Here is a 20,824-nt window from a genome sequence, read left to right on the forward strand (position 1 = left end):
TTGAGTGCTGCTGACCTCCTGTGGGAGCCGGGCTTGCCCGCGATGGCCGACCGACAGTCGACATCCGTGTCGGATGTGAAATCGCTATCGCAGGCAAGCCAGCTCCCACAGGGATCGCGGTTGTCGGTTCCATCGCGTCCAGCCACAAATCTGTTTTTTCTTCCCAGAAGCGCCGCACATCCTCCGGGTGTGCAGGTGCTCACCGCGTGAGATTGCGTTATGGATGGTATTTTCCTGCAGCAACTGGTCAACGGCCTGACCCTCGGGTCGGTCTATGGCCTGATCGCCATCGGCTACACAATGGTCTATGGCATCATTGGCATGATCAACTTCGCCCATGGCGAGGTTTACATGATCTCCGCTTACCTCGCGGCGATCAGTCTGGCACTGCTGGCTTACTTCGGCATCGAATCCTTTCCGCTGCTCATTCTCGGCACCTTGATCTTCACCGTCGTCGTTACCGGCGTTTACGGATGGGTCATCGAGCGTGTCGCCTACAAACCGCTACGCAACTCCACCCGCCTGGCACCGCTGATCAGCGCCATCGGTATCTCCCTGATCCTGCAGAACTACGCGCAGATCGCCCAGGGCGCCAAGCAACAAGGTATCCCCACCCTGCTGGCCGGGGCCTGGCGTGTCGATTTCGGCAGCGGGTTCGTCCAGCTCACGTATACCAAAGTCTTCATTCTGGTCGCCGCCTTCGCGGGCATGGGCCTGCTGACCTACGTGATCAAGTACACCAAGCTCGGCCGCATGTGCCGCGCTACGCAGCAAGACCGCAAGATGGCGTCCATCCTGGGTATCAACACCGACCGGGTGATCTCCTATGTGTTCGTCATCGGTGCCGCCATGGCGGCCCTGGCCGGTGTGCTGATCACCCTCAACTACGGCACCTTCGACTTCTATGCCGGCTTCATCATCGGCATCAAGGCATTTACCGCAGCGGTACTCGGCGGCATCGGCTCCCTGCCTGGGGCGATGCTGGGCGGGATCATCCTGGGTATCTCCGAGTCGCTGTTCTCGGGGTTGATCAACTCTGACTACAAAGACGTGTTCAGTTTCTCCCTGCTGGTGGTGATTCTGATTTTCCGTCCCCAGGGCCTGCTTGGTCGCCCACTCGTGGCGAAGGTGTAAACATGTCTGCTGCCAAATCGATTGATATCAAGAAAAGTGTGGTCGATACGGTCCTCGCCGGGCTGATTTCGCTGGTCGTGTTCGGTCCGATCGTCGGCGTGGTCCTCGACGGCTATGGCTTCAACCTGGAACCGGCCCGCGTGGCGCTGCTGGTCGCCATCGTGATGGCCGGGCGCTTTGCCATGAGCCTGTTTCTGCAAACCCCCAAGGGCCTGAAAATTCTGCAAGGGTTCGAGAGCAGCGGCTCCGGCGTGCACGTGCTGGCGCCGGACTACAAGTCGCGGCTGCGCTGGATCATTCCGGCCCTGATCGTGATCGCCATCGTGTTCCCGATCTTCGCCAACAAGTACCTGCTGACCGTGGTGATCCTCGGGCTGATCTACGTGTTGCTCGGGCTGGGCCTGAACATCGTGGTGGGCCTGGCCGGTTTGCTCGACCTCGGTTACGTGGCGTTCTACGCCATCGGCGCCTACGGCCTGGCATTGGGTTATCAGTACCTGGGCCTGGGTTTCTGGACGGTGCTGCCGCTGGCGGCCATCGCCGCAGCTTTGGCGGGGTGCATACTTGGCTTCCCGGTGCTGCGCATGCACGGTGACTACCTGGCCATCGTGACCCTGGGCTTTGGTGAAATCATCCGGCTGGTGCTCAACAACTGGCTGTCGTTCACTGGCGGGCCCAACGGCATGCCGGTGCCATCGCCGACCTTCCTCGGCCTGGAGTTCGGCAAGCGCGCGAAGGATGGCGGGGTTCCCTTCCATGAATTCTTCGGCATCGACTACAACCCCAACATCAAATTCCTGTTCATCTACATCGTGCTGTTCCTGGTGGTGCTCGCCGTGCTGTACATCAAGCATCGCCTGACGCGCATGCCGGTAGGCCGCGCCTGGGAAGCGCTGCGTGAAGATGAAATCGCCTGTCGCTCCATGGGCCTGAACCACGTGCTGGTCAAGCTCTCGGCGTTCACCATCGGTGCATCCACCGCAGGCCTGGCCGGGGTGTTCTTCGCCAGTTACCAGGGCTTCGTCAACCCGTCGTCGTTCACCTTCTTCGAGTCGGCGCTGATCCTGGCCATCGTGGTATTGGGCGGCATGGGTTCGACCGTCGGCGTGGTGATTGCGGCGTTCGTATTGACCGTGGCGCCTGAACTGCTGCGCAGCTTCTCCGAGTACCGGGTGCTGCTGTTTGGCGTATTGATGGTGGTGATGATGATCTGGCGACCACGCGGGTTGATCCGCATCAGCCGTACCGGTGTGACACCGCGCAAGGGGGTGGCGCCATGAGCAAGGAAGTCGTGCTGTCTGTAGAACACCTGATGATGCACTTCGGTGGCATCAAGGCCTTGAGCGATGTGAGCCTCAAGGTCGAACGCAACTCGATCTTCGCCCTGATCGGCCCCAACGGCGCCGGCAAGACCACGGTGTTCAACTGCCTCACCGGGTTCTACAAAGCCAGTGGCGGCAAGATCGAACTCAACCTGCGCGGCAAGCAGACCAACGTGATTCAACTGTTGGGCGAGCGTTTCAAGCCCACCGACTTCGTGTCGCCCAAGGGCTTTTTCAGCCGGGTGTACTACAAGATGTTCGGCGGCACCCACCTGGTCAACCGGGCAGGGCTGGCGCGGACGTTCCAGAACATTCGCCTGTTCAAGGAAATGTCGGTGGTGGAGAACCTGCTGGTGGCCCAGCACATGTGGGTCAACCGCAACATGCTCGCGGGTATCCTCAACACCAAGGGCTACCGCAAGGCCGAAAGCGATGCCCTCGACCATGCGTTCTACTGGCTTGAAGTGGTGGACCTGGTGGACTGCGCCAACCGCCTGGCCGGCGAACTTTCCTACGGCCAGCAGCGCCGCCTGGAAATCGCCCGCGCCATGTGCACCCGGCCGCAGATCATCTGCCTGGACGAACCCGCCGCTGGCCTCAACCCCCAGGAAACCGAAGCCCTCAGCGCGATGATTCGTCTGCTGCGCGACGAACATGACATCACGGTGGTGCTGATCGAACACGATATGGGCATGGTGATGAGTATTTCCGACCACATCGTGGTGCTGGACCACGGCAACGTGATCGCCGAAGGCGGGCCGGACGCGATCCGCAACGACCCGAAAGTGATTGCCGCCTACCTGGGCGCCGACGAGGAGGAGTTGGTATGAGTGCGCCTATCCTCGAAATGAAGGACCTGGACGTGTACTACGGCCCGATCCAGGCCCTGAAGAAAGTCTCGCTGCACATCAACGAGGGCGAAACCGTCAGCCTGATCGGCTCCAACGGCGCGGGCAAGTCCACGCTGCTGATGTCGATCTTCGGCCAGCCACGGGCCGAGTCGGGGCAGATCCTTTACAACGGCGTGGACATTACCCACAAGTCGTCCCACTACATCGCCTCCAACGGCATTGCGCAGTCGCCGGAAGGGCGGCGGGTGTTCCCCGACATGACCGTCGAGGAAAACCTGCTGATGGGCACCATCCCGATTGGCGACAAGCACGCGCAGGAGGACATGCAGCGCATGTTCGAGCTGTTCCCGCGGCTCAAGGAGCGGCGCAATCAGCGCGCAATGACCATGTCCGGCGGTGAGCAGCAAATGCTGGCCATCGCCCGCGCCCTGATGAGCCGTCCCAAGCTGCTGCTGTTGGACGAGCCGAGCCTGGGCCTGGCGCCGATTGTGGTGAAGCAGATCTTCTCTACGCTGCGCGAGCTGGCATCCACCGGGATGACCATCTTCCTGGTGGAGCAGAACGCCAACCACGCGCTGCGTTTGTCGGACCGGGCTTATGTGATGGTCAACGGCGAGATTCGCCTGACCGGCACCGGCAAGGAACTGCTGGTCAATGAGGAAGTGCGCAACGCCTACCTTGGCGGGCACTGATCCAAAGTCTGGCGCCAAACCCCCTGTGGGAGCGGGTTTTGTGTGGGAGCTGGCTTGCCTGCGATGCAGACACCTCGGTCTATCTGGTGAACCGAGTCGATGCTATCGCTGGCAAGGCAGCTCCCACATAAGCGGCTCCCACATTTGTTTTGTGGTGTCCACAAGGCTGGTACCAAATTGTGGAAAACAAATCCAGCCACCCTCCAAAGCGCGACATATAGCCGCCGCAAATCCCTGTTTTGTCACAGTTTTGACTTGTCCCCATCCGCTGTGGAACCGGCTGTGGGTAACGTGGGAGTAGCTGGCTGAAAGCCAATAACTACGTGGCCTGTAGCGGGGTGATTGTTTTTTGATCAGTAGGTTTTCAGTGTTCCGTCGCAGCCTTTGTCAACCTGTTTAAAGACACAGGTATATGACCGAAATATGTCCTTCAGGCCTGTGGATAAGTCTGTGATTAAACTCTGGAAAGACAGCCGCAGGGGCCGGAATGACTGGCCTGGAGCCATCGTTCTGATTTCTCTCGCGCCGACAGGCGTACATAGGGCCTGCTGAAGGTCAAGCAAAAAACTTTCTGAAACCGCCTGCAGCCCTTGTATATAAAGGCCTGAGACTTTTGCACTTGCCCCCAAAGACTGTGGGCGCAGTTGTGGATAACCTGCGCGCATATGGCTGCAAGCCACGGCCCGCAAGGTTTTGCGCGGCATGGTTAAAAAATGATCAGTGGAACATGAAGTTGTGCGCTTAGCGGTTGCCGCAACGGCGGCGTAAGGGCATTCTGCTGGCTGTTTTTTTCCCGATGCCCGCAAGGAGAACACCATGTCCAACACGCTGTTTATTACTGGCGCAACCTCAGGTTTCGGCGAAGCCTGCGCCCGTCGTTTTGCCGAAGCCGGCTGGAAACTGGTGCTCACGGGCCGTCGTGCCGACCGTTTGAATGCGTTGGTCGAAGAACTCTCAAAACAGACCGAAGTCCACGGCCTGGTGGTGGATGTGCGTGACCGCAAGGGCATGGAAGACGCCATCGCCAACCTGCCACCGTCGTTCGCCAAGCTGCGCGGGCTGATCAACAACGCCGGCCTGGCAGTGGGCACGGACCCTGCGCCCAAGTGCAACCTCGACGATTGGGAAACCATGGTCGACACCAACATCAAGGGCCTGCTGACCACCACCAGCCTGCTGTTGCCGCGCCTGATCGCCCATGGCCGTGGCGCAGGCATCATCAATCTGGGATCCATCGCCGGCAGCTACCCGTACCCGGGCAGCCATGTGTATGGCGGTTCCAAGGCGTTCGTCAAACAGTTCTCGCTGAACCTGCGTTGCGACCTGCAAGGCACCGGCGTGCGGGTGACCAACATCGAGCCAGGCCTGTGCGAAAGCGAGTTCTCGCTGGTGCGTTTCGGCGGTGACCAGGCGCGTTATGACGCAACCTATGCCGGCGCTGAGCCGATCCGGCCGCAGGACATTGCCGACACGATCTTCTGGGTCATGAACACCCCAGCGCACGTGAACATCAACCGCCTGGAGCTGATGCCGGTGAGTCAGAGCTGGGCCGGGTTTGCTATCGAGCGCGGCGCCAAGTAAGGCTTCAGACCGCGTCGCGCCTATCGCAGGCAAGCCAGCTCCCACATTTGACGGTGTTCACAAATCAAACCTGTGGGAGCGGGCTTGCCCGCGAAGAGGCCTTTGAAGTCAACCCAGATGCTGGATCAGGCCCTGATAGCAGGTCGCCAAATGATACGGCGTGGTCGACGGCATATCCCGTCGGCTGACGAGGCCCTGGGCATCCAGGCATTCGTTCCAGCCCTTGTCATGCAGGAAGCGCTGTTGCAGCGCCAGCAATTGGCGTTGCAGCACGGCGTCACTGCCAGGACGCAAGGTCAGTGCCCGCAGGTACTCGGCCTGAGCCCAGATCCGCTGGGTACCGTCACGCACGCGGCCGTCGAGGGCGAGCATGCCGCTGACGGCACCGGTGATCTTATCCACACCCGTATGTTCGGCGTAGGTGAAGGCCCGGTTGAGCGAAGCGTGCAGCGGGGAGCCGCGCAGTACGTCCGAGGAGTCCAGCAAGAAGAACCATTCGAACTGATGCCCGGGCTCGAACCAGTTATCCACAGCGCCCAGCGGTTTTTCCATCATCACGCCATGCTGGCGATCGATGAAACGCGTCTGCATGGCGTCGGTCAGCGCCAGTAGAGCCGCTTGTACGGTGGCGTCGTCACGCACCTGCAAGGTGGCGAGGAAACCTTCGGCCAGGTGCATCAGCGGGTTTTGCAACGGCCCGGATTTGAGCGACGACCAGTTGCGTTCCAGCACGGCCTCATACAGGCCATCGCCGCTGGCGAAACGCTCGGCGACCACTTCCAGCGCGGCGTTGAGCACCGACTCCACCAACGGTTCGCGCACCTTGGCCCAGTAATGGGCGCAGGCAAAGATAATGAAGGCATGGGTGTAGAGGTCTTTGCGCTTGTCCAGCGGCTGCCCGGCCGGGTCGATGCTGTAGAACCAGCCGCCGTGTTCGGCATCGTGGAAGTGCCGTTGCAGGGAGCGGAACAGCGCCGCTGCGCGGTCTGCGGCAAAGTCTGCGCCGGGCTCGCCGATCAGGCTGGCGAACAGGTACAACTGACGGGCGCAGGCCATGGCGCGATAGCGTTGCGGGGGTAGCGGCTGATGGTCGGCGTCCAGCGCCTCATAGGGCAGCGCCAGCTCGGCATTCCAGCCCGGACCCTGCCAGAGCGGCACGATCAGGCTGTGGAAGTGTTGGAGCACGGTGTTCAAGGCGGGTTGGGAAGCGCTGGGCATTGGCTGGCGTCGTCACGGCAGAGGTGTTGGCGCGCATGGTAGCAGGGTTGAGGTGGGTGGTGGCTTTGAGTCCGTCACCGCGGGCAAGCCCGGCTCCCACAGTTTTGGCTTGTGAACCCGATCAACTGTGGGAGCTGGCTTGCCTGCGATGAGGCCCTTGGCTGCGCCGTAAATCAGCCGGCCAGCAACCAGACTCCGGTCGCCGCCGAAGCTGCCCCGGCAATCCGCACCAGTGGTGCCGCAGCAGCCGGCAGGAAACGCACCACGGCATAACCGGCGGCGTGCAGCGCGGCGGTCGCGCCGACGAAGCCGGCGGCGTATGCCCACGGGCTGGACATGTCGGGCAGTTCCAGGCCATGGGCCACACCGTGGAACAGCGCGAACAGGGCGGTCGCGCCCACGGCCACGAACAGCGGTGGGCGCACCGCCAGTGCCACGGCCAGGCCCAACGCCAATACCGACGCGGCAATCCCGCTCTCCAGCGCCGGTAGTTCCAGGCCTTCGAAGCCCAGCAATCCGCCGATCAACATGGTGCCGACAAATGTGCAAGGCAGCGCCCAGCGTGCGTTGCCTTTTTGCTGCGCGGCCCAGAGACCGACTGCAACCATGGCCAGCAGGTGGTCGATACCGCCCAGGGGGTGGCTGATACCGGCGACCAGCCCGTTGTCGCCGTGCCCGGGGTGAGCGAAGGCGAGAGCAGGGGCCAGCAGCAGGGCGGCGGTGGCGAGAAGTTTGTTGAGACCCATGAGCAGGTTCCTTGTGAAGTGAGATCAGGCGGCGGTCAGCAAGCCCTGGCGTTCGATGAAGGCAACGATGTCGTCCAGGCCGACACCGGTTTTCTGGTTGCTGAACACAAAGGGTTTGCCGTTGCGCATGCGTGTGGTGTCGCTGTTCATCAGTTCCAGCGAGGCGCCGACCAACGGAGCCAGGTCGATCTTGTTGATCACCAGCAGGTCGGATTTGCAAATACCGGGCCCGCCCTTGCGCGGCAGCTTGTCGCCGGCGGACACATCGATCACGTAGATGGTCAGGTCGGACAGTTCCGGGCTGAACGTCGCCGACAGGTTGTCGCCGCCCGACTCCACCAGAATCAGGTCCAGGCCGGGAAAGCGGCGGTTGAGCTGGTCCACGGCTTCCAGGTTGATCGAGGCGTCTTCGCGGATCGCCGTGTGCGGGCAGCCGCCGGTTTCCACACCGATGATGCGTTCCGGCGCCAGGGCCTGGTTGTGCACCAGGAAGTCGGCGTCTTCGCGGGTATAGATGTCGTTGGTGACCACCGCCAGGTTGTAGCGGTCACGCAACGCCAAGCACAGAGCCAGGGTCAGGGCTGTCTTGCCGGAGCCCACCGGGCCGCCGATACCGACGCGCAAGGGTTGTGTATTCATGTGTTTCTCCACGATAAGCAGGTCTTCTAGGAACGAAACAGGCGGCTGTACTGACGCTCGTGGGCCATGCACGCCAGGGCCAGGCCGAATGCAGCGCTACCGATTTGATGGGGGGCGATGCGCCCGGCGTCCTGCTGGGCCTGTTGCAGCAACGGCAACAGCTCAGTGGTCAGGCGCTGGGCGGCTTGCTGGCCCAGGGGCAGGGTTTTCATCAGCACGGCCAATTGGTTTTCCAGCCAGCTCCACAGCCAGGCCGCCAGTGCGTCCTCGGCGCTGATGCGCCAGGCGCGTGCCGCCAGGGCCCAGCCCAGGGCGAGGTGCGGTTCGCGGTGTTGTTCGAGGAACGTGCGGGCGTCTTCGTCCAGTTCCGGCAACCCGTTGAGCAGTTGTTGCAGGGAATAGCCCATCTGCCGGCTCTCCTGATACAGCTCCCGGGTCTCACGGCTGGCGCGATGTTCTTCGCACAACTGCGCCAGGCGTTGCCAATCCTGTGCGGCGGCTGCGCGGCAATGGGCGAGCAACAACGGCGCTTCGAAACGCGCGAGGTTGAGCAGCAGTTGATCGCTGATCCAGCGCCGGGCGCTGGCCGCATCCTCGACGCGCCGGTCTTCCACCGCCATTTCCAAGCCTTGGGAATAGCTGTAGCCGCCAATCGGCAATTGCGGGCTGGCCAGTCGCAACAGTGCCCAGGCTGGGTTCACAACCGTACGCCGAACTGGTGCAGCTTGGGCGGGTAGTTGAAGTCTTCATCACCGTGTCGCGAATGATGATGGCCACCGCCGTAGGCACCCTGTTCCGGCTGAAACGGCGCTTCAATCGCTTCGGTGACGGCGCCCAATTGTTCGAGCATGGCTTTGAGGACGTAGTCATCAAGCAAGCGCAACCAGCCATCCCCCACCTGCAACGCCACATGGCGGTTGCCCAGGTGATAGGCCGCGCGGGTCAGTTCGAAGGGGCTGCTGCACGTGACATGCAGCAACTGTTCAGGACGGGCGCAGACACGTACGACGCGTCCGTCTTCGGCCTGTAGGCATTCGCCATCGTGCAGCGGCGGTTGGCCGCGCTCCAGAAACAGGCCGACGTCTTCGCCATCGGCACTGAAACAGCGCAGGCGGCTTTTGCTGCGGGCTTCGAAATTCAGCAGCAACTCCGCGTCCCAGAGGGCTTGCGGGGCGATTCGGCGGTGGATCACCAGCATCAGAAGGCTTCCAGCTATGAGCGATGAAAGAGCTAGAGCAAGGGCCTTGCCAATCACGCTTTGAAGTAGGAATTCCCTGTAGGCAGGCACGGGTGTGCTTCCCAATAGGGCGTCGTGAGATTCAGAAGATGTTTCAAGATGGTGCGTGACGGGATTTATAGCACCACGACGGGGCGATTCACGTTGAGAACGGCTGATTGCTGCATGAAATATCTTTCATCCGTTTCTTTGTGGTGTTTTTTCGGATTTGTCCTACGCATGTTCGGGATTAGGAGTTCATGAGCTTACTCGTCGCTTCTTTAGGCTTTGCGCCGTGTTTAATTCACTGCGACGTTCATCATGTTCAAGTCATTTTTCTGTTTAGCCATTCTCGGCCTGTCATTTTCCATTTCGTCGGTATCGGCCAATTTCCAACCCCAGGTGCGTATCGGAACACCATTAAAGGCCACGGCGATCACCAATGTGGTCGACCGAGCCCATGAATTGCTCGGTACACCCTATAAGTGGGGTGGCACATCGGCGGAGCAGGGGTTCGATTGCAGCAGTTTCCTGGTCTATCTGTTCAAGACCGAAGCCAACCTCAACATTCCGCGCACCACGGCGGCGATGCACCGCTCAACGGCGGCGACCATCGCGCGCAGCGCGCTCAAGCCTGGCGATGCGGTGTTCTTCAAGGGCAATGGGCGGGGTCAGGTCAGCCACGTGGGCCTTTACATTGGCGAGGGCAAGTTCATTCATTCGCCGCGCACCGGCAAGAGCATCCGTATCGACTCGCTGAGCAACAGCTATTGGAACAAGCACTACACCACCGCCAAGCGTTTCCATAACGCCGGCTGACCGGTTATTCGGTGCTGCCCAGGCCTTGCCAGTGCTTGAGGCCGATAAAGATAAAGCGCAGTTGCTGGGTGATTTTCGCCTGGGGCGTGAGGTGGTCCGGCAGGGCCTGGGCCGGTGGATCGATGATATCGGGGAGGGTGGCGAAGACACTTTTGACGATCAGGTCGGCCATCACGTGCAAGCCTTCGGCGTCCAGGTGTTGCAGCTTGGGCATCAGCGTCAGGTCGGCGGCCAGGTCGCGGGTGATGTCTTCGCGCAAGGCGCTGATAGCCTGACGCACCGCCAGGCTACCGCCGTACTGCTCGCGGGCCAGGAACAGGAATTGCGAACGGTTGGCCGAGACCACATCGAGGAAGATCCGCACGGAGGCGTCGATGATGCCGCCCATCACGAATTCGTTGTGGCGCACCAGGCGAATGGTGGCGCGGAAGGTCTGGCCGACTTCACTCACCAATGCCAGGCCCAGTTGGTCCATGTCGGCGAAATGACGATAGAAACCGGTGGGCACGATACCCGCTGTCTTGGCCACTTCCCGCAGGCTCAGGCTGCCAAACCCACGGCCACACTCCATCAGATGGCGGGCTGCGTCCATCAGGGCGAGGCGGGTCTGTTGCTTCTGTTCGGCGCGGGGCAGCATCGGCGGGCGGGCTTTGTCGGCAAGTACAGCGACGCACTCTAGCAAAACAGCTTCGTGGGCGTCGAACTTGGTGGGTGCTGGGGGCAGGGAATAACGGGGCAAGTGCTATAGAAAGTCAAAAGCCCGATCCAGGGATCGGGCTTTTTTACGGGCCACCACGGGCTCAGCTCTGTGCTTGATGCAGTTCTTGCAGACGGTCTGCACCGCCTTCGGCTACAGCGTTGCGTTCCAGCAGGCGGTCGGCACCACCTTCAGCGACACCTTCGGTGTAGGCACGTTTGTTGGCTTGCTCGGCACCACCTTCAACCAGACCTTTCTGTTCCAGGCGATCACGGCCACCTTCTGCAACGCCTTCGGTGTAAGCGCGTTTGTTGGCTTGTTCAGAACCGTTTTCAGCAACGCCTTTGGCGTAGTCACGGTTCTCTTCTTCTTGCGAACCGCTGCGAGCCAGAGTCTGGCTGGACTCAATGGCCTGGGCTTTATTCTGTGGAGTCGCTTGTTCGGCGGCTGGCAGAGCAAAGGCACTGGAAGCCAGGATGGATAACAGGACGGTAGCGAGTACTTGGCGTTTCATGATGGGTTGCTCCTCGGGAGGGCGATAAAGTGGGTACAGGGCTAATGTTACTCTCGGTAAGTCGATATAAAAGTTCATAAACACAATGGTAATAATCAACAGAATTGATTGTTCAGGGCGAGGGCTCTAGATCGGGCCTCTCAAGCCCGCGCTTTTGCACCGAGGTGGGTATTTTCGACACGAACGTGGGTAACAATGGTGCGTTAACGTAGGGTTAATCTGTCTATGTGGTCAGAAATTGATGTTTTTCCGGGCTGGCGGGCGATTGAGTTAAACCCCTGCGGCGTTTGCCAGTCTTAGTTCTATGAGCTGTTCTCAAGGGCAGGATCCCGGCCCGTCGTATTCAGGAGTGCTGTGCAATGACGCGCACGCGTAAAATCGTCGCTTGGAGCTGCGCCAGCTTCGTTGTGTTAATCGCCGCCGTGGTGCTGGTTCTGGTGTTCTTTGACTGGAACCGCATCAAACCGCCCCTCAATGCCAAGGTCTCCGAAGAGCTGCATCGACCGTTTGCCATCAATGGCAACCTGGCGGTGGTGTGGGCCCGCGAGCCTGATGAAGGAGGCTGGCGCGCCTGGGTGCCGTGGCCCCACGTGATTGCCGAGGACCTGACCCTGGGTAATCCGGAGTGGTCCAAAAACCCGCAAATGGTCACGCTCAAGAAGGTCGAACTGCGCATTTCACCCCTGGCGTTGCTGGTACAGCGCGTGGTCATCCCGCGTATCGACCTCACCGAACCGAGCGCGCAGTTGCAGCGTCTGGCTGATGGCCGCGCCAACTGGACCTTCAAGTTCGACCCCAAAGACCCCAATGCCGAGCCCTCCAACTGGGTGGTGGACATTGGTGCAATCGGTTTTGACAAGGGCCACGTGACCCTGGACGACCAGACCCTCAAGACCCAGCTGGATGTGATCATCGATCCCCTGGGCAAGCCCATTCCGTTCGGCGAGATCGTCGGTGATGCCGATGCCAAAAAAGCCCGGGAAAAAGGCACCGCACCCCAGGACTATGCGTTCGGGTTCAAGGTCAAGGGCCAATACCATGGCCAGAAACTCGACGGTGCCGGCAAGGTCGGCGGCCTTCTGGCCTTGCAGGACGCGGCCAGGCCGTTCCCGCTGCAAGCCCAGGCGAAAATCGCCGACACCAGCATCGCCCTGGCGGGTACCCTGACCGACCCGCTCAACCTCGGCGCTCTGGACCTGCGCCTGAAACTGTCCGGCAGCAGCCTGGGCAACCTCTATCCGCTGACCGGCGTGACCCTGCCGGACTCTCCCGCCTATTCCACTGACGGCCGTCTGATCGCTCAGTTGCACGACGCCAACGGTGCGTCATTCCGCTATGAAAACTTCAACGGCAAGATCGGCGACAGCGATATCCACGGCAACCTCGGCTATGTCGCCAGCCAGCCTCGGCCCAAGCTGACCGGCGCACTGGTGTCCAATCAACTGCTGATGACCGACCTGGCGCCGCTGATCGGCGCCGATTCCAACGCCAAGCAAAAGGCCCGTGGCGGTGAAAGCAAGCAGCCGGCGACCAAAGTGCTGCCGGTAGAAGAGTTCCGCACGGAACGCTGGCGTGACATGGATGCCGATGTGGAATTCACCGGCAAGCGCATCGTGCAAAGTGCCGAGCTGCCGTTCACGGACCTTTATACCCATCTGGTGCTCAACGACGGCGAACTCACCCTCGAACCCCTGCGATTCGGCGTGGCCGGCGGCAAGCTGGATGCACAGATTCGCCTGAACGGCCGCACCACGCCCATGGAAGGCCGCGCCCGGCTGACGGCGCGCAATTTCAAGCTCAAGCAGCTGTTCCCGACCTTCGAACCGATGAAGACCAGCTTCGGCGAGCTCAACGGTGATGCGGACATCTCCGGGCGGGGCAATTCCGTCGCGGCCCTGCTGGGCACCTCCAACGGTGATCTGAAAATGCTGATCAACGACGGCGCCATCAGCCGCGGCCTGATGGAAATTGCCGGGCTCAACGTCGGCAATTACGTGATGGGCCGTCTGTTCGGCGACAAAGAAGTGAAGATCAACTGCGCGGCGGCGGACTTCGGCATCAAAACCGGCCTGGCCACGACTCGCTTGTTTGTGTTCGATACCGAGAACGCGATCATCTACGTCGACGGCACCGCGAACATGGCCACGGAGCAACTGGACCTGACCATCACGCCGGAGTCGAAAGGCTTCCGCCTGTTCTCGCTGCGTTCGCCGCTGTACGTCAGCGGGCCGTTCATCAAACCCAATGCCGGTGTGAAAGCGGTTCCGCTGGCGTTGCGTGGTGCGGGCATGGTGGCGCTGGGGGTGATCGTGGGGCCGGCGGCTGGCTTGCTGGCGCTGGTAGCGCCGAGTGGCGACGAGCCTAACCAATGCGCGCCGCTGTTGCAGCAGATGAAGGAAGGCAAGGCGCCGAAGACCGTCAAGGGCTGACTGACAAAGCCGATCATTCCCACGCTCTGCGTGGAAATGCATCCTGTGACGCTCCGCGTCACGACTTCAAAGGCGGACGCGTAGCGTCCAGAGCGGCATTCCCACGCGGAGCGTGGGAACGATCAGAGCCGGCTCCTTCAAAGATGGCTTACAGGTCTTGCAGAATATCCGCCATGTCATCGGCGTGTTCTTCTTCCTGAGCCAGGATGTCTTCGAAGATACGGCGGGTGGTCGGGTCTTTGTCGCCGATGTACTGGATGATCTCGCGATAGCTGTCCACCGCGATCCGCTCGGCCACCAGGTCTTCGTAGACCATCTCTTTCAACGTGTTGCCCGCCACATATTGCGCATGGGAGTGCTTGGACAGCAGGTCGGGGTTGAACTCCGGCTCGCCACCCAATTGCACGATGCGCTCGGCCAGCTTGTCGGCGTGCGCCGACTCCTGGTTGGCGTGTTCCAGAAACTCTTCGGCGGCGACGTGGGCCTTGACCCCGTTGGCCATGAAGTAGTGGCGCTTGTAACGCAGCACGCAGACCAGTTCGGTGGCCAGCGACTCGTTGAGCAGGCGCAGGATCTCTTGGCGGTCGGCGTCGTAGCCTTCGGTTACGGCACCGTTTTCGACATTTTGTCGAGCGCGGTTGCGCAGGGTGGCTACGTCGGACAAATGTGAGTCAGTCATCTCAATCTCCTGGGGCTAATCCGGTTTTACGCCACGCTCTGCCGGCGTGATCGTTCCCAGTTGTGAGTGCTGCGCCACGCAAAAAGTTTTATCGGATTTTACCGGGCCTGACCGGACAGCCTGGCCTCCTCCTGCACCCACTGAAAGAACGCCCGCACCGGCGAATGCCGCTCGCGCCCCGGCACGCACAAGGCGCTGTAACCGGCACCCTCTACGCGCACCTGTGGCCGGTAGGGCAACAGCAGGCCTGCCGCCACGCTTTCCGACACCAGGATATTGCTGGCCAGCACCAGCCCTTGTCCTGCGATGGCGGCTTGCAGGGCGTAGTGTTCTTCGTCGTATTCGCGCAGCAGCGAAGTGTGGGCCAGCCACGGCTCGCCGGCCTTTTCACACCAGGCCTGCCAGCCCAGGGCGTACAGATCGGAGTTGTGCCAGCGCACGCTGATCAGCGTCGGCGTGTGGGTGGCGGCGCGTGTGACTTGTTCCGGGGAGCCGTACACCGCAAACGATTCGTCGAACAGACACTGTCCGTACAGGTGCGGGTAGTCGCCGAGGCTGTAGCGAATCACCAGGTCGACGCTGGCGTCCTGTTGCAGGTCGACCACTTCGCAACGTGTGTCCAGGCGCAGGCTGATATCGGGGTGGGCGGTGTAGAAACGGCCCAGGCGCGGCACCAGCCATAACGCTGCAAAGGCGGGCGTGGTGGACACTGTGAGCTGGCCGACGCTGCGCTGCGGGCGCAGGGTGTCGACGCTCTGCGCCACCTCGAGCAGGGCACCGTGCACGCTGCGAAAGAGCCGCTCACCGCCTTCGGTAAGGCGTACCTGGCGTGGCAGGCGTTCGAACAGTGCCACCCCCAGCCAGGTTTCCAGGCTGCGAATCTGGTGGGACACCGCCGTGGGCGTGACCGATAACTCCTCGGCCGCCGCCTTGAAGCTCAACAGGCGTGAGGCCGATTCAAAGGTGCGCAGGGCCGTGAGGGGCAACGAGGCGAACATGCGGGCTCCATGGGTGAGTTGTATTCATCTGGATCAACTATTGCTCATTTGTCGAACATGCCTGTCGGCTATAGATTTTCGAGCAACAAGGGCGAGCATTCAGGCCGCCTGAGTCTAACTCGAGAAGGTTATACAGATGAAAAAAATGCTAGTCATCCACGCCAGCCCCCGCGGTGAACGCTCCCACTCCCGACGCCTCGCCGAATCGTTCCTCGGCGCCTGGCAGGCTGCCAACCCCGATGCCCACATCACCCGGCGCGAGGTCGGGCGGGCGTTCATCCCCCACGTCACCGAAGCGTTCGTGGCGGCGAATTTCTACCCCGAGCCGCAGTCCCTGCCGAAGGTGATGCAGGCCGACCTGCAATTGAGTAATGAACTGGTGGGCGAACTCATCGACCATGAGCTGCTGGTGATTTCCATGCCTCTGTACAACTTCGGTGTGCCCAGCGGCCTCAAGGCCTGGATCGATCAGATCGTGCGCATGGGGCTTACCTTCGACATCAGCCTGGACAGCGACGGCAACGCGCAGTACCAGGCGTTATTGCAGGGTAAAAAGGCATTGATCATCACCAGCCGGGGTGGCAGCGGGTTTGGCCCGGGCGGCGAGTTCGAATGGATGAACCATGCCGACCCGCATCTGCGCACGGTGCTGGGGTATATCGGCATCGACGACGTCAGCGTGATCGCCGCCGAAGGCGAAGAGTCGGACAAAAGCGTGTTCCAGCGCTCCTTTGAAAAAGCCGACCGCGAGCTGCATGAGGTTGCGCGCAGCTTTTAAGTTGTCATGGGTTGGTCATGGGGCGGTCATATCGGTTTATCCATCGCTGATCTAGCATGGAACCATCGCCCCCATGATCAGGATGTCTGCGGCATGTCCCACGCCCTTGCCACGCGTTACCCCCTGGTGCTGGTGCCCGGCATGCTGGGCTTCGTGCGTGTGGGCTGGTTCCCCTACTGGTACGGCATCGTGCCGGCGCTGCGGGCCGGGGGCGCGCGGGTGTTCCCGGTGAAGGTCGCGCCGCTGGATTCCAGTGAGGTGCGCGGCGAGCAGTTGCTGGTGCAGATCGAGCGCATTCGCCTGGAGACCGGGGCCGACAAGGTCAACTTGATCGGCCACAGTCAGGGCGCACTGACTGCGCGCTATGCAGCGGCTGTGCGCCCGGAATGGGTGGCTTCGGTAACGTCAGTCGCCGGGCCCAATCAGGGCTCTGAGCTGGCCGACCATATCCAGGCCCATTATCCCGTCGATGGCCTCAAAGGCCGCTTGATGAGCGCCCTGTTTCACCTGGTCGCCTGGCTGATGGCGTTGCTGGAAACCGGCGCTCGCGGGCCGCGCTTCAAGGCGGACTTGCGGGCGTCGCATCTTTCCTTGACCAGCGGGGGCGTGGCCCTGTTCAACCGCCAGTATCCCCAAGGCTTGCCTCAGACGTGGGGTGGACAGGGCGACGAAGTGGTCAATGGCGTGCGCTATTACTCGTGGTCGGGCACCTTGCAGCCCGGCATCACCGACCGTGGGCGCAACCTGTTCGATGGCACGAACCGCAGCTGCCGCTGGTTCGCCCGCAGTTTTGTGCGCGAGAAGGGCCAGTGCGACGGCATGGTCGGCCGCTACAGTTCGCACCTGGGAAAGGTGATTGGCGATGACTATGCCCTGGATCACTTCGATATCGTCAACCAGTCCATGGGCCTGGTGGGCAAGGGCGCCGAGCCGATCGGGCTGTTTGTCGAGCATGCCAAAAGGCTGAAGGCCGTGGGGGTATAGCGGGTAGACCGCGTCATCGTTCATCGCAGGCAAGCCAGCTCCCACAGGGGAATTGCGATAGCGATGGATCAGGCCCCCTTGACCTGATGACGCACCGGCGTGGTCCAGCGTTCCGACAGAATCACTCCGCCCAGCGTCAGCACGCCCCCCACCAGGTGATACAGCGCCAGCTCTTCTTTCAACACCACCGCCGCGATCAACGCCGTGAGCAATGGCAGCAGGTTGAAAAACAAGGTGGTGCGGCTGGGGCCCAAGGTTTTCACCGAATGCATCCACGCCAGCGGCGCCAGCATCGAGGTGGGCAGGCAGGCATACAGCACCAGCGGGATATTCGCCATGCTCAGTCCGGCCTTGGGCGAGAACAGGAACAGCGGGAACAGCACGATCACCGCCACCCAGATCTGCAAATACAGCAATACCAGCGGTGGCAGGCGCAATTGCCATTTTTTCAGCAGGGTGCTGTAGATCGCGTAGGCCAGGGTCGCCACCAGCATCATGGCGTCGCCCAGATTGACCCCATGCTGCAACAAGGCCCCCAAACTGCCCGACGATACCACCACCACCACGCCGGCAAACGACAGTACCGCGCCGGTGAGGGCTCCGTAGGTCAGGCGCTGGCCGAGGCTGATGATCGCCGCTGTCAGGGCCATCAGGGGCATCAGCGACAAGATAATGCCCATGTTGGTGGCGGTGGTCATCGACGCGGCGTAGTACGCCAGGCTCTGGTACACCGCCATGCCCATCAGGCCGAGGACAGCGATCTTGCCCAGGTGCGGGCGGATCGACGCCCAGTGAGTGAACACCGGCTTGAGCATGAAAGGCGTGAACAGCAGCGCGGCCAGCAGCCAGCGGTAAAAGCCGATCTCCGCCGGGAAGATCACGCCCACGGCCATTTTGTTGACCACGGTGTTGCCGGCCCAGATAAAGATAGCCAGCAGGGGATACGCGTATTGCATCGAAAGAAAACCAGGTGGGTAGATGAGACAGGATTATCCCTTGTCTGGATCGAAGCCTATACTGCGAACCGGACAAACGACCTCTGTATCCAGACAACATGCCCAGACACACCGTACGCCTTGCGGATTTCCCCAGCCTGCCGAGCCCTGTTTACTTCCGTTACTCGGAATTCGCCCCGGACACCGAGTGCACGCCGCATCGGCATCTCTGGGGGTCGCTGGATTATTCGGCGAGCGGCGTGATGCGCATGGAAGTGGCCGGCAACCGCTTTATGTCGCCCCCGCAGTACGCGGTATGGGTCCCACCGAACACCGAGCACAGCTCCTACAACGCCCAGGCGATTGTCTATCGCTCGGTAGGGCTGTCGCCGCAATTGTGCGAGCAGTTGCCCAAACAGCCATGCACCCTGGCGATCAGCGAGATTCTCAAGGCGATCCTCAGCGATTTCGCCCAGCGCGACGTCAATATCCCCCACAGTGAAGCCGATGTGCGCCTGGCCCAGGTGCTGGTGGACCAGCTCAAACAGGCGCCGATTCACGATTGCTTTCTGCCCTACGCCCGCCACCCTGGGGTGCTGGGCGTGCTGGAGGGCATGCAGGCCGACCCGGCCGACAACCGTCCGCTGGCGCAATGGGCCGAACAGGTGCATGTGAGTGAGCGTACCCTCGCACGGCAGTTCGTGCGGGAACTGGGCATGAGCTTCGGCGAATGGCGCCAGCGCCTGCGCTACCTGGCGGCCCTCGACGCCCTCGACAGCCAGCGCAGCGTGCAACATGTGGCGTTCGACCTGGGTTACAGCACGGCTTCGGCCTTTATCGCGATGTTCCAGCGCCATGCCGGGTGCACCCCGGAGCAGTACCGGCGGTCGAATATGCGCAGTCGGTGAAGATGTAACAGGCTTTGACTACACTGCTGGATAGGCCGTGCCCCCCGGTGCGGTAACAGGGAGAAAACTCCATGAAGATGCTGCGTATTCCGCTGTTGATGATGGGCTTGCTGCTGTGTTCCCAGGGCTTTGCGGCCACCGCCCAGCAAAACAAGATGACCACCTGTAACGCCGAAGCCACCACCAAGACGCTCAAGGGTGATGAACGCAAGGCCTTCATGAAGACCTGCCTGTCGGCCCCGGCGGCCAATGACGCCAAGACCCTGACGCCGCAGCAGCAGAAGATGAAGGATTGCAATGCGTCGGCGAAAACCAAGGCGCTGACCGGCGACGCGCGCAAAACCTTCATGAGCACGTGCCTGAAAGGTTAGCCACGAATTCACGGGCACTGATGATCGGCTGTGGGAGCTGGCTTGCCTGCGAATGCATCACTTCGGTTCGACTGATGTACCGAGGCGTCTGTATCGCAGGCAAGCCGGCTCCCACAGATATCAGCTCCCGCCGTGTCGATATTCGCAACAGTCAGAGTTCTCGCTTGATTCTCTCAAGGCTGGCAGACTGCCCTTCCTTCAACGCCGTTCGTTTTGAGGCTGTATGCCAACGTTTTCTCAGCGTCACGTGATATTGCTGGCCAGCTACATCATTATTTTTGGCGGACTGCTGCTGGTATTGCCGCTCAAATTGCTGCCCAGCCTGCTGGCCGGCCTTCTGGTATTCGAGCTGGTCAACATGCTCACCCCGCAACTGCAACGGCTGATCGAGGGGCGGCGGGCGCGTTGGCTGGCGGTGGCCTTGCTGGGCACCTTGATCGTCAGCGTGCTGACCCTGATCTTTGCCGGCGCCATCAGCTTTCTGCTCCACGAAGCGGAAAACCCCGGGGCTTCCCTCGACAAATTCATGGGCGTGGTCGACCGCGCGCGCGGCCAGTTGCCGCCGTTCCTCGACGCCTACCTGCCCGCCAGCGCCGCCGAATTCCGCGTGGCCATCGGTGACTGGCTGAGCAAGCACCTGAGCGAACTGCAACTGGTGGGCAAGGATGCCGCCCACATGTTCGTGACCCTGTTGATCGGCATGGTGCTCGGCGCCATTATCGCCCTGCAGCGCGTGCCCGACCTGACCAAGCGCAAGCCCCTGGCGGCCGCGCTGTTCGACCGCCTGCACCTGCTGGTCCAGGCGTTTCGCAATATCGTCTTCGCCCAGATCAAGATCGCCGCGCTCAACACCGCGTTCACCGCCGTGTTCCTGGCCGTGGTGCTGCCGCTGTGCGGGATTCACCTGCCGCTGACCAAAACCCTGATCGTGCTGACCTTCCTGCTCGGTCTGCTGCCGGTGATCGGCAACCTGATGTCCAACACGCTGATCACCATCGTCGCGCTGTCGCTGTCGATCTGGGTGGCGGTGGCGGCACTGGGCTACCTGATCGTGATCCACAAGATCGAGTACTTCCTCAACGCGCGCATCGTCGGCGGGCAGATCAGCGCCAAGTCCTGGGAGTTGCTGCTGGCGATGCTGGTGTTCGAAGCCGCATTCGGCCTGCCCGGCGTGGTGGCAGGGCCGATTTATTATGCGTACCTCAAGAGTGAGCTGAAGCTTGGGGGGATGGTTTAAGTCTTGTATTGCCTGGTCTGACGCCATTGCGGGCAAGTCGAATCGTCGCACCGCCGCTCCCACATTGGAATGCGAT

The 20,824-nt window shown here is 61.4% G+C and carries 22 protein-coding genes; 12 read left to right on the plus strand and 10 right to left on the minus strand.

Annotated elements, in window-relative coordinates:
- Positions 1–219 precede the first annotated feature (219 nt).
- The 5 genes from ACW9IN_RS18505 (at position 220) to ACW9IN_RS18525 (ending at position 5,580) form a co-directional block, all read left to right on the plus strand.
- On the plus strand, positions 220–1,134 hold the full coding sequence (locus ACW9IN_RS18505; RefSeq protein ID WP_457367248.1) for an ABC transporter permease subunit: 915 nt from the start codon (positions 220–222) through the stop codon (positions 1,132–1,134).
- Between the two features lie 2 nt (positions 1,135–1,136).
- Complete coding sequence (livM, locus tag ACW9IN_RS18510; protein ID WP_457367249.1) at positions 1,137–2,414, plus strand: high-affinity branched-chain amino acid ABC transporter permease LivM; 1,278 nt, start codon at positions 1,137–1,139, stop codon at positions 2,412–2,414.
- Positions 2,411–3,286, plus strand: coding sequence for an ABC transporter ATP-binding protein (locus ACW9IN_RS18515; RefSeq protein WP_457367250.1), 876 nt, complete (start codon positions 2,411–2,413; stop codon positions 3,284–3,286). Before livM ends, ACW9IN_RS18515 begins: the two co-directional genes overlap by 4 nt.
- The gene (locus ACW9IN_RS18520) at positions 3,283–3,999 is read left to right on the plus strand and encodes an ABC transporter ATP-binding protein (protein WP_457367251.1); all 717 of its coding nucleotides are present in this window, start codon (positions 3,283–3,285) and stop codon (positions 3,997–3,999) included. Before ACW9IN_RS18515 ends, ACW9IN_RS18520 begins: the two co-directional genes overlap by 4 nt.
- Positions 4,000–4,815: 816 nt before the next feature.
- Positions 4,816–5,580 (plus strand): SDR family oxidoreductase, encoded by a 765-nt coding sequence (locus tag ACW9IN_RS18525; RefSeq protein ID WP_457367252.1) that lies wholly within the window; start codon positions 4,816–4,818, stop codon positions 5,578–5,580.
- A 108-nt stretch (positions 5,581–5,688) separates the two neighbouring features.
- Here the strand turns inward: ACW9IN_RS18525 and ACW9IN_RS18530 are convergent, their stop codons facing one another.
- From ACW9IN_RS18530 to ureE, 5 genes are all read right to left on the minus strand, one after another.
- Complete coding sequence (locus ACW9IN_RS18530) at positions 5,689–6,798, minus strand: AGE family epimerase/isomerase (RefSeq protein WP_457367253.1); 1,110 nt, start codon at positions 6,796–6,798, stop codon at positions 5,689–5,691.
- Between the two features lie 173 nt (positions 6,799–6,971).
- Positions 6,972–7,544, minus strand: a complete 573-nt coding sequence (locus tag ACW9IN_RS18535) for a HupE/UreJ family protein (protein WP_457367254.1) — start codon at positions 7,542–7,544, stop codon at positions 6,972–6,974.
- Positions 7,545–7,568: 24 nt separating this feature from the next.
- On the minus strand, positions 7,569–8,183 hold the full coding sequence (ureG, locus tag ACW9IN_RS18540; protein WP_457367255.1) for an urease accessory protein UreG: 615 nt from the start codon (positions 8,181–8,183) through the stop codon (positions 7,569–7,571).
- Positions 8,184–8,209: 26 nt separating this feature from the next.
- Entirely contained in the window at positions 8,210–8,884 is a 675-nt protein-coding gene (locus ACW9IN_RS18545; protein WP_457367256.1) for an urease accessory protein UreF, read from the minus strand.
- A complete protein-coding gene (gene ureE / locus ACW9IN_RS18550) occupies positions 8,881–9,381 on the minus strand; it encodes an urease accessory protein UreE (protein WP_457367257.1) in 501 nt (166 codons plus the stop codon). Before ureE ends, ACW9IN_RS18545 begins: the two co-directional genes overlap by 4 nt.
- Before the next feature lie 339 nt (positions 9,382–9,720).
- On the opposite strand from ureE, the gene ACW9IN_RS18555 reads away from it, so the two are divergent.
- Entirely contained in the window at positions 9,721–10,218 is a 498-nt protein-coding gene (locus tag ACW9IN_RS18555; protein WP_457367258.1) for a C40 family peptidase, read from the plus strand.
- A gap of 4 nt (positions 10,219–10,222) precedes the next feature.
- Here the strand turns inward: ACW9IN_RS18555 and ACW9IN_RS18560 are convergent, their stop codons facing one another.
- Positions 10,223–10,855 (minus strand): TetR family transcriptional regulator, encoded by a 633-nt coding sequence (locus ACW9IN_RS18560; RefSeq protein WP_457367267.1) that lies wholly within the window; start codon positions 10,853–10,855, stop codon positions 10,223–10,225.
- 163 nt (positions 10,856–11,018) lie between these two features.
- The gene (locus tag ACW9IN_RS18565) at positions 11,019–11,429 is read right to left on the minus strand and encodes a hypothetical protein (RefSeq protein WP_457367259.1); all 411 of its coding nucleotides are present in this window, start codon (positions 11,427–11,429) and stop codon (positions 11,019–11,021) included.
- A 359-nt stretch (positions 11,430–11,788) separates the two neighbouring features.
- Here ACW9IN_RS18565 and ACW9IN_RS18570 point away from each other — a divergent pair, with 359 nt between their 5' ends.
- Positions 11,789–13,858 carry an AsmA family protein gene (locus ACW9IN_RS18570; protein WP_457367260.1) on the plus strand — a complete coding sequence of 690 codons (2,070 nt, stop codon included), beginning with the start codon at positions 11,789–11,791 and terminating at the stop codon, positions 13,856–13,858.
- Positions 13,859–14,006: 148 nt separating this feature from the next.
- Here ACW9IN_RS18570 and ACW9IN_RS18575 read toward each other — a convergent pair whose 3' ends face one another.
- Positions 14,007–14,537: a ferritin-like domain-containing protein gene (locus ACW9IN_RS18575; RefSeq protein WP_457367261.1), complete on the minus strand. Its 531-nt coding sequence runs from the start codon at positions 14,535–14,537 to the stop codon at positions 14,007–14,009.
- A gap of 98 nt (positions 14,538–14,635) precedes the next feature.
- Positions 14,636–15,535, minus strand: coding sequence for a LysR substrate-binding domain-containing protein (locus ACW9IN_RS18580; protein WP_457367262.1), 900 nt, complete (start codon positions 15,533–15,535; stop codon positions 14,636–14,638).
- 136 nt (positions 15,536–15,671) lie between these two features.
- On the opposite strand from ACW9IN_RS18580, the gene ACW9IN_RS18585 reads away from it, so the two are divergent.
- Positions 15,672–16,313, plus strand: coding sequence for an FMN-dependent NADH-azoreductase (locus ACW9IN_RS18585; RefSeq protein WP_457367263.1), 642 nt, complete (start codon positions 15,672–15,674; stop codon positions 16,311–16,313).
- Between the two features lie 93 nt (positions 16,314–16,406).
- Positions 16,407–17,297: an esterase/lipase family protein gene (locus tag ACW9IN_RS18590; RefSeq protein WP_457367264.1), complete on the plus strand. Its 891-nt coding sequence runs from the start codon at positions 16,407–16,409 to the stop codon at positions 17,295–17,297.
- Positions 17,298–17,365: 68 nt separating this feature from the next.
- Here ACW9IN_RS18590 and ACW9IN_RS18595 read toward each other — a convergent pair whose 3' ends face one another.
- Positions 17,366–18,253, minus strand: coding sequence for a DMT family transporter (locus ACW9IN_RS18595; protein ID WP_457367265.1), 888 nt, complete (start codon positions 18,251–18,253; stop codon positions 17,366–17,368).
- Between the two features lie 98 nt (positions 18,254–18,351).
- Between ACW9IN_RS18595 and ACW9IN_RS18600 the strand changes: the two genes are divergently transcribed.
- The 3 genes from ACW9IN_RS18600 to ACW9IN_RS18610 all read left to right on the plus strand — a co-directional run bounded on the left by ACW9IN_RS18600 (position 18,352) and on the right by ACW9IN_RS18610 (position 20,748).
- A complete protein-coding gene (locus ACW9IN_RS18600) occupies positions 18,352–19,140 on the plus strand; it encodes an AraC family transcriptional regulator (RefSeq protein WP_457367266.1) in 789 nt (262 codons plus the stop codon).
- Positions 19,141–19,211: 71 nt separating this feature from the next.
- Positions 19,212–19,511 (plus strand): PsiF family protein, encoded by a 300-nt coding sequence (locus tag ACW9IN_RS18605; protein ID WP_017849707.1) that lies wholly within the window; start codon positions 19,212–19,214, stop codon positions 19,509–19,511.
- Between the two features lie 223 nt (positions 19,512–19,734).
- Positions 19,735–20,748: an AI-2E family transporter gene (locus ACW9IN_RS18610; RefSeq protein WP_016976954.1), complete on the plus strand. Its 1,014-nt coding sequence runs from the start codon at positions 19,735–19,737 to the stop codon at positions 20,746–20,748.
- Positions 20,749–20,824 lie beyond the last annotated feature (76 nt).

This window comes from Pseudomonas sp. SDO5271_S396, from assembly GCF_054071795.1.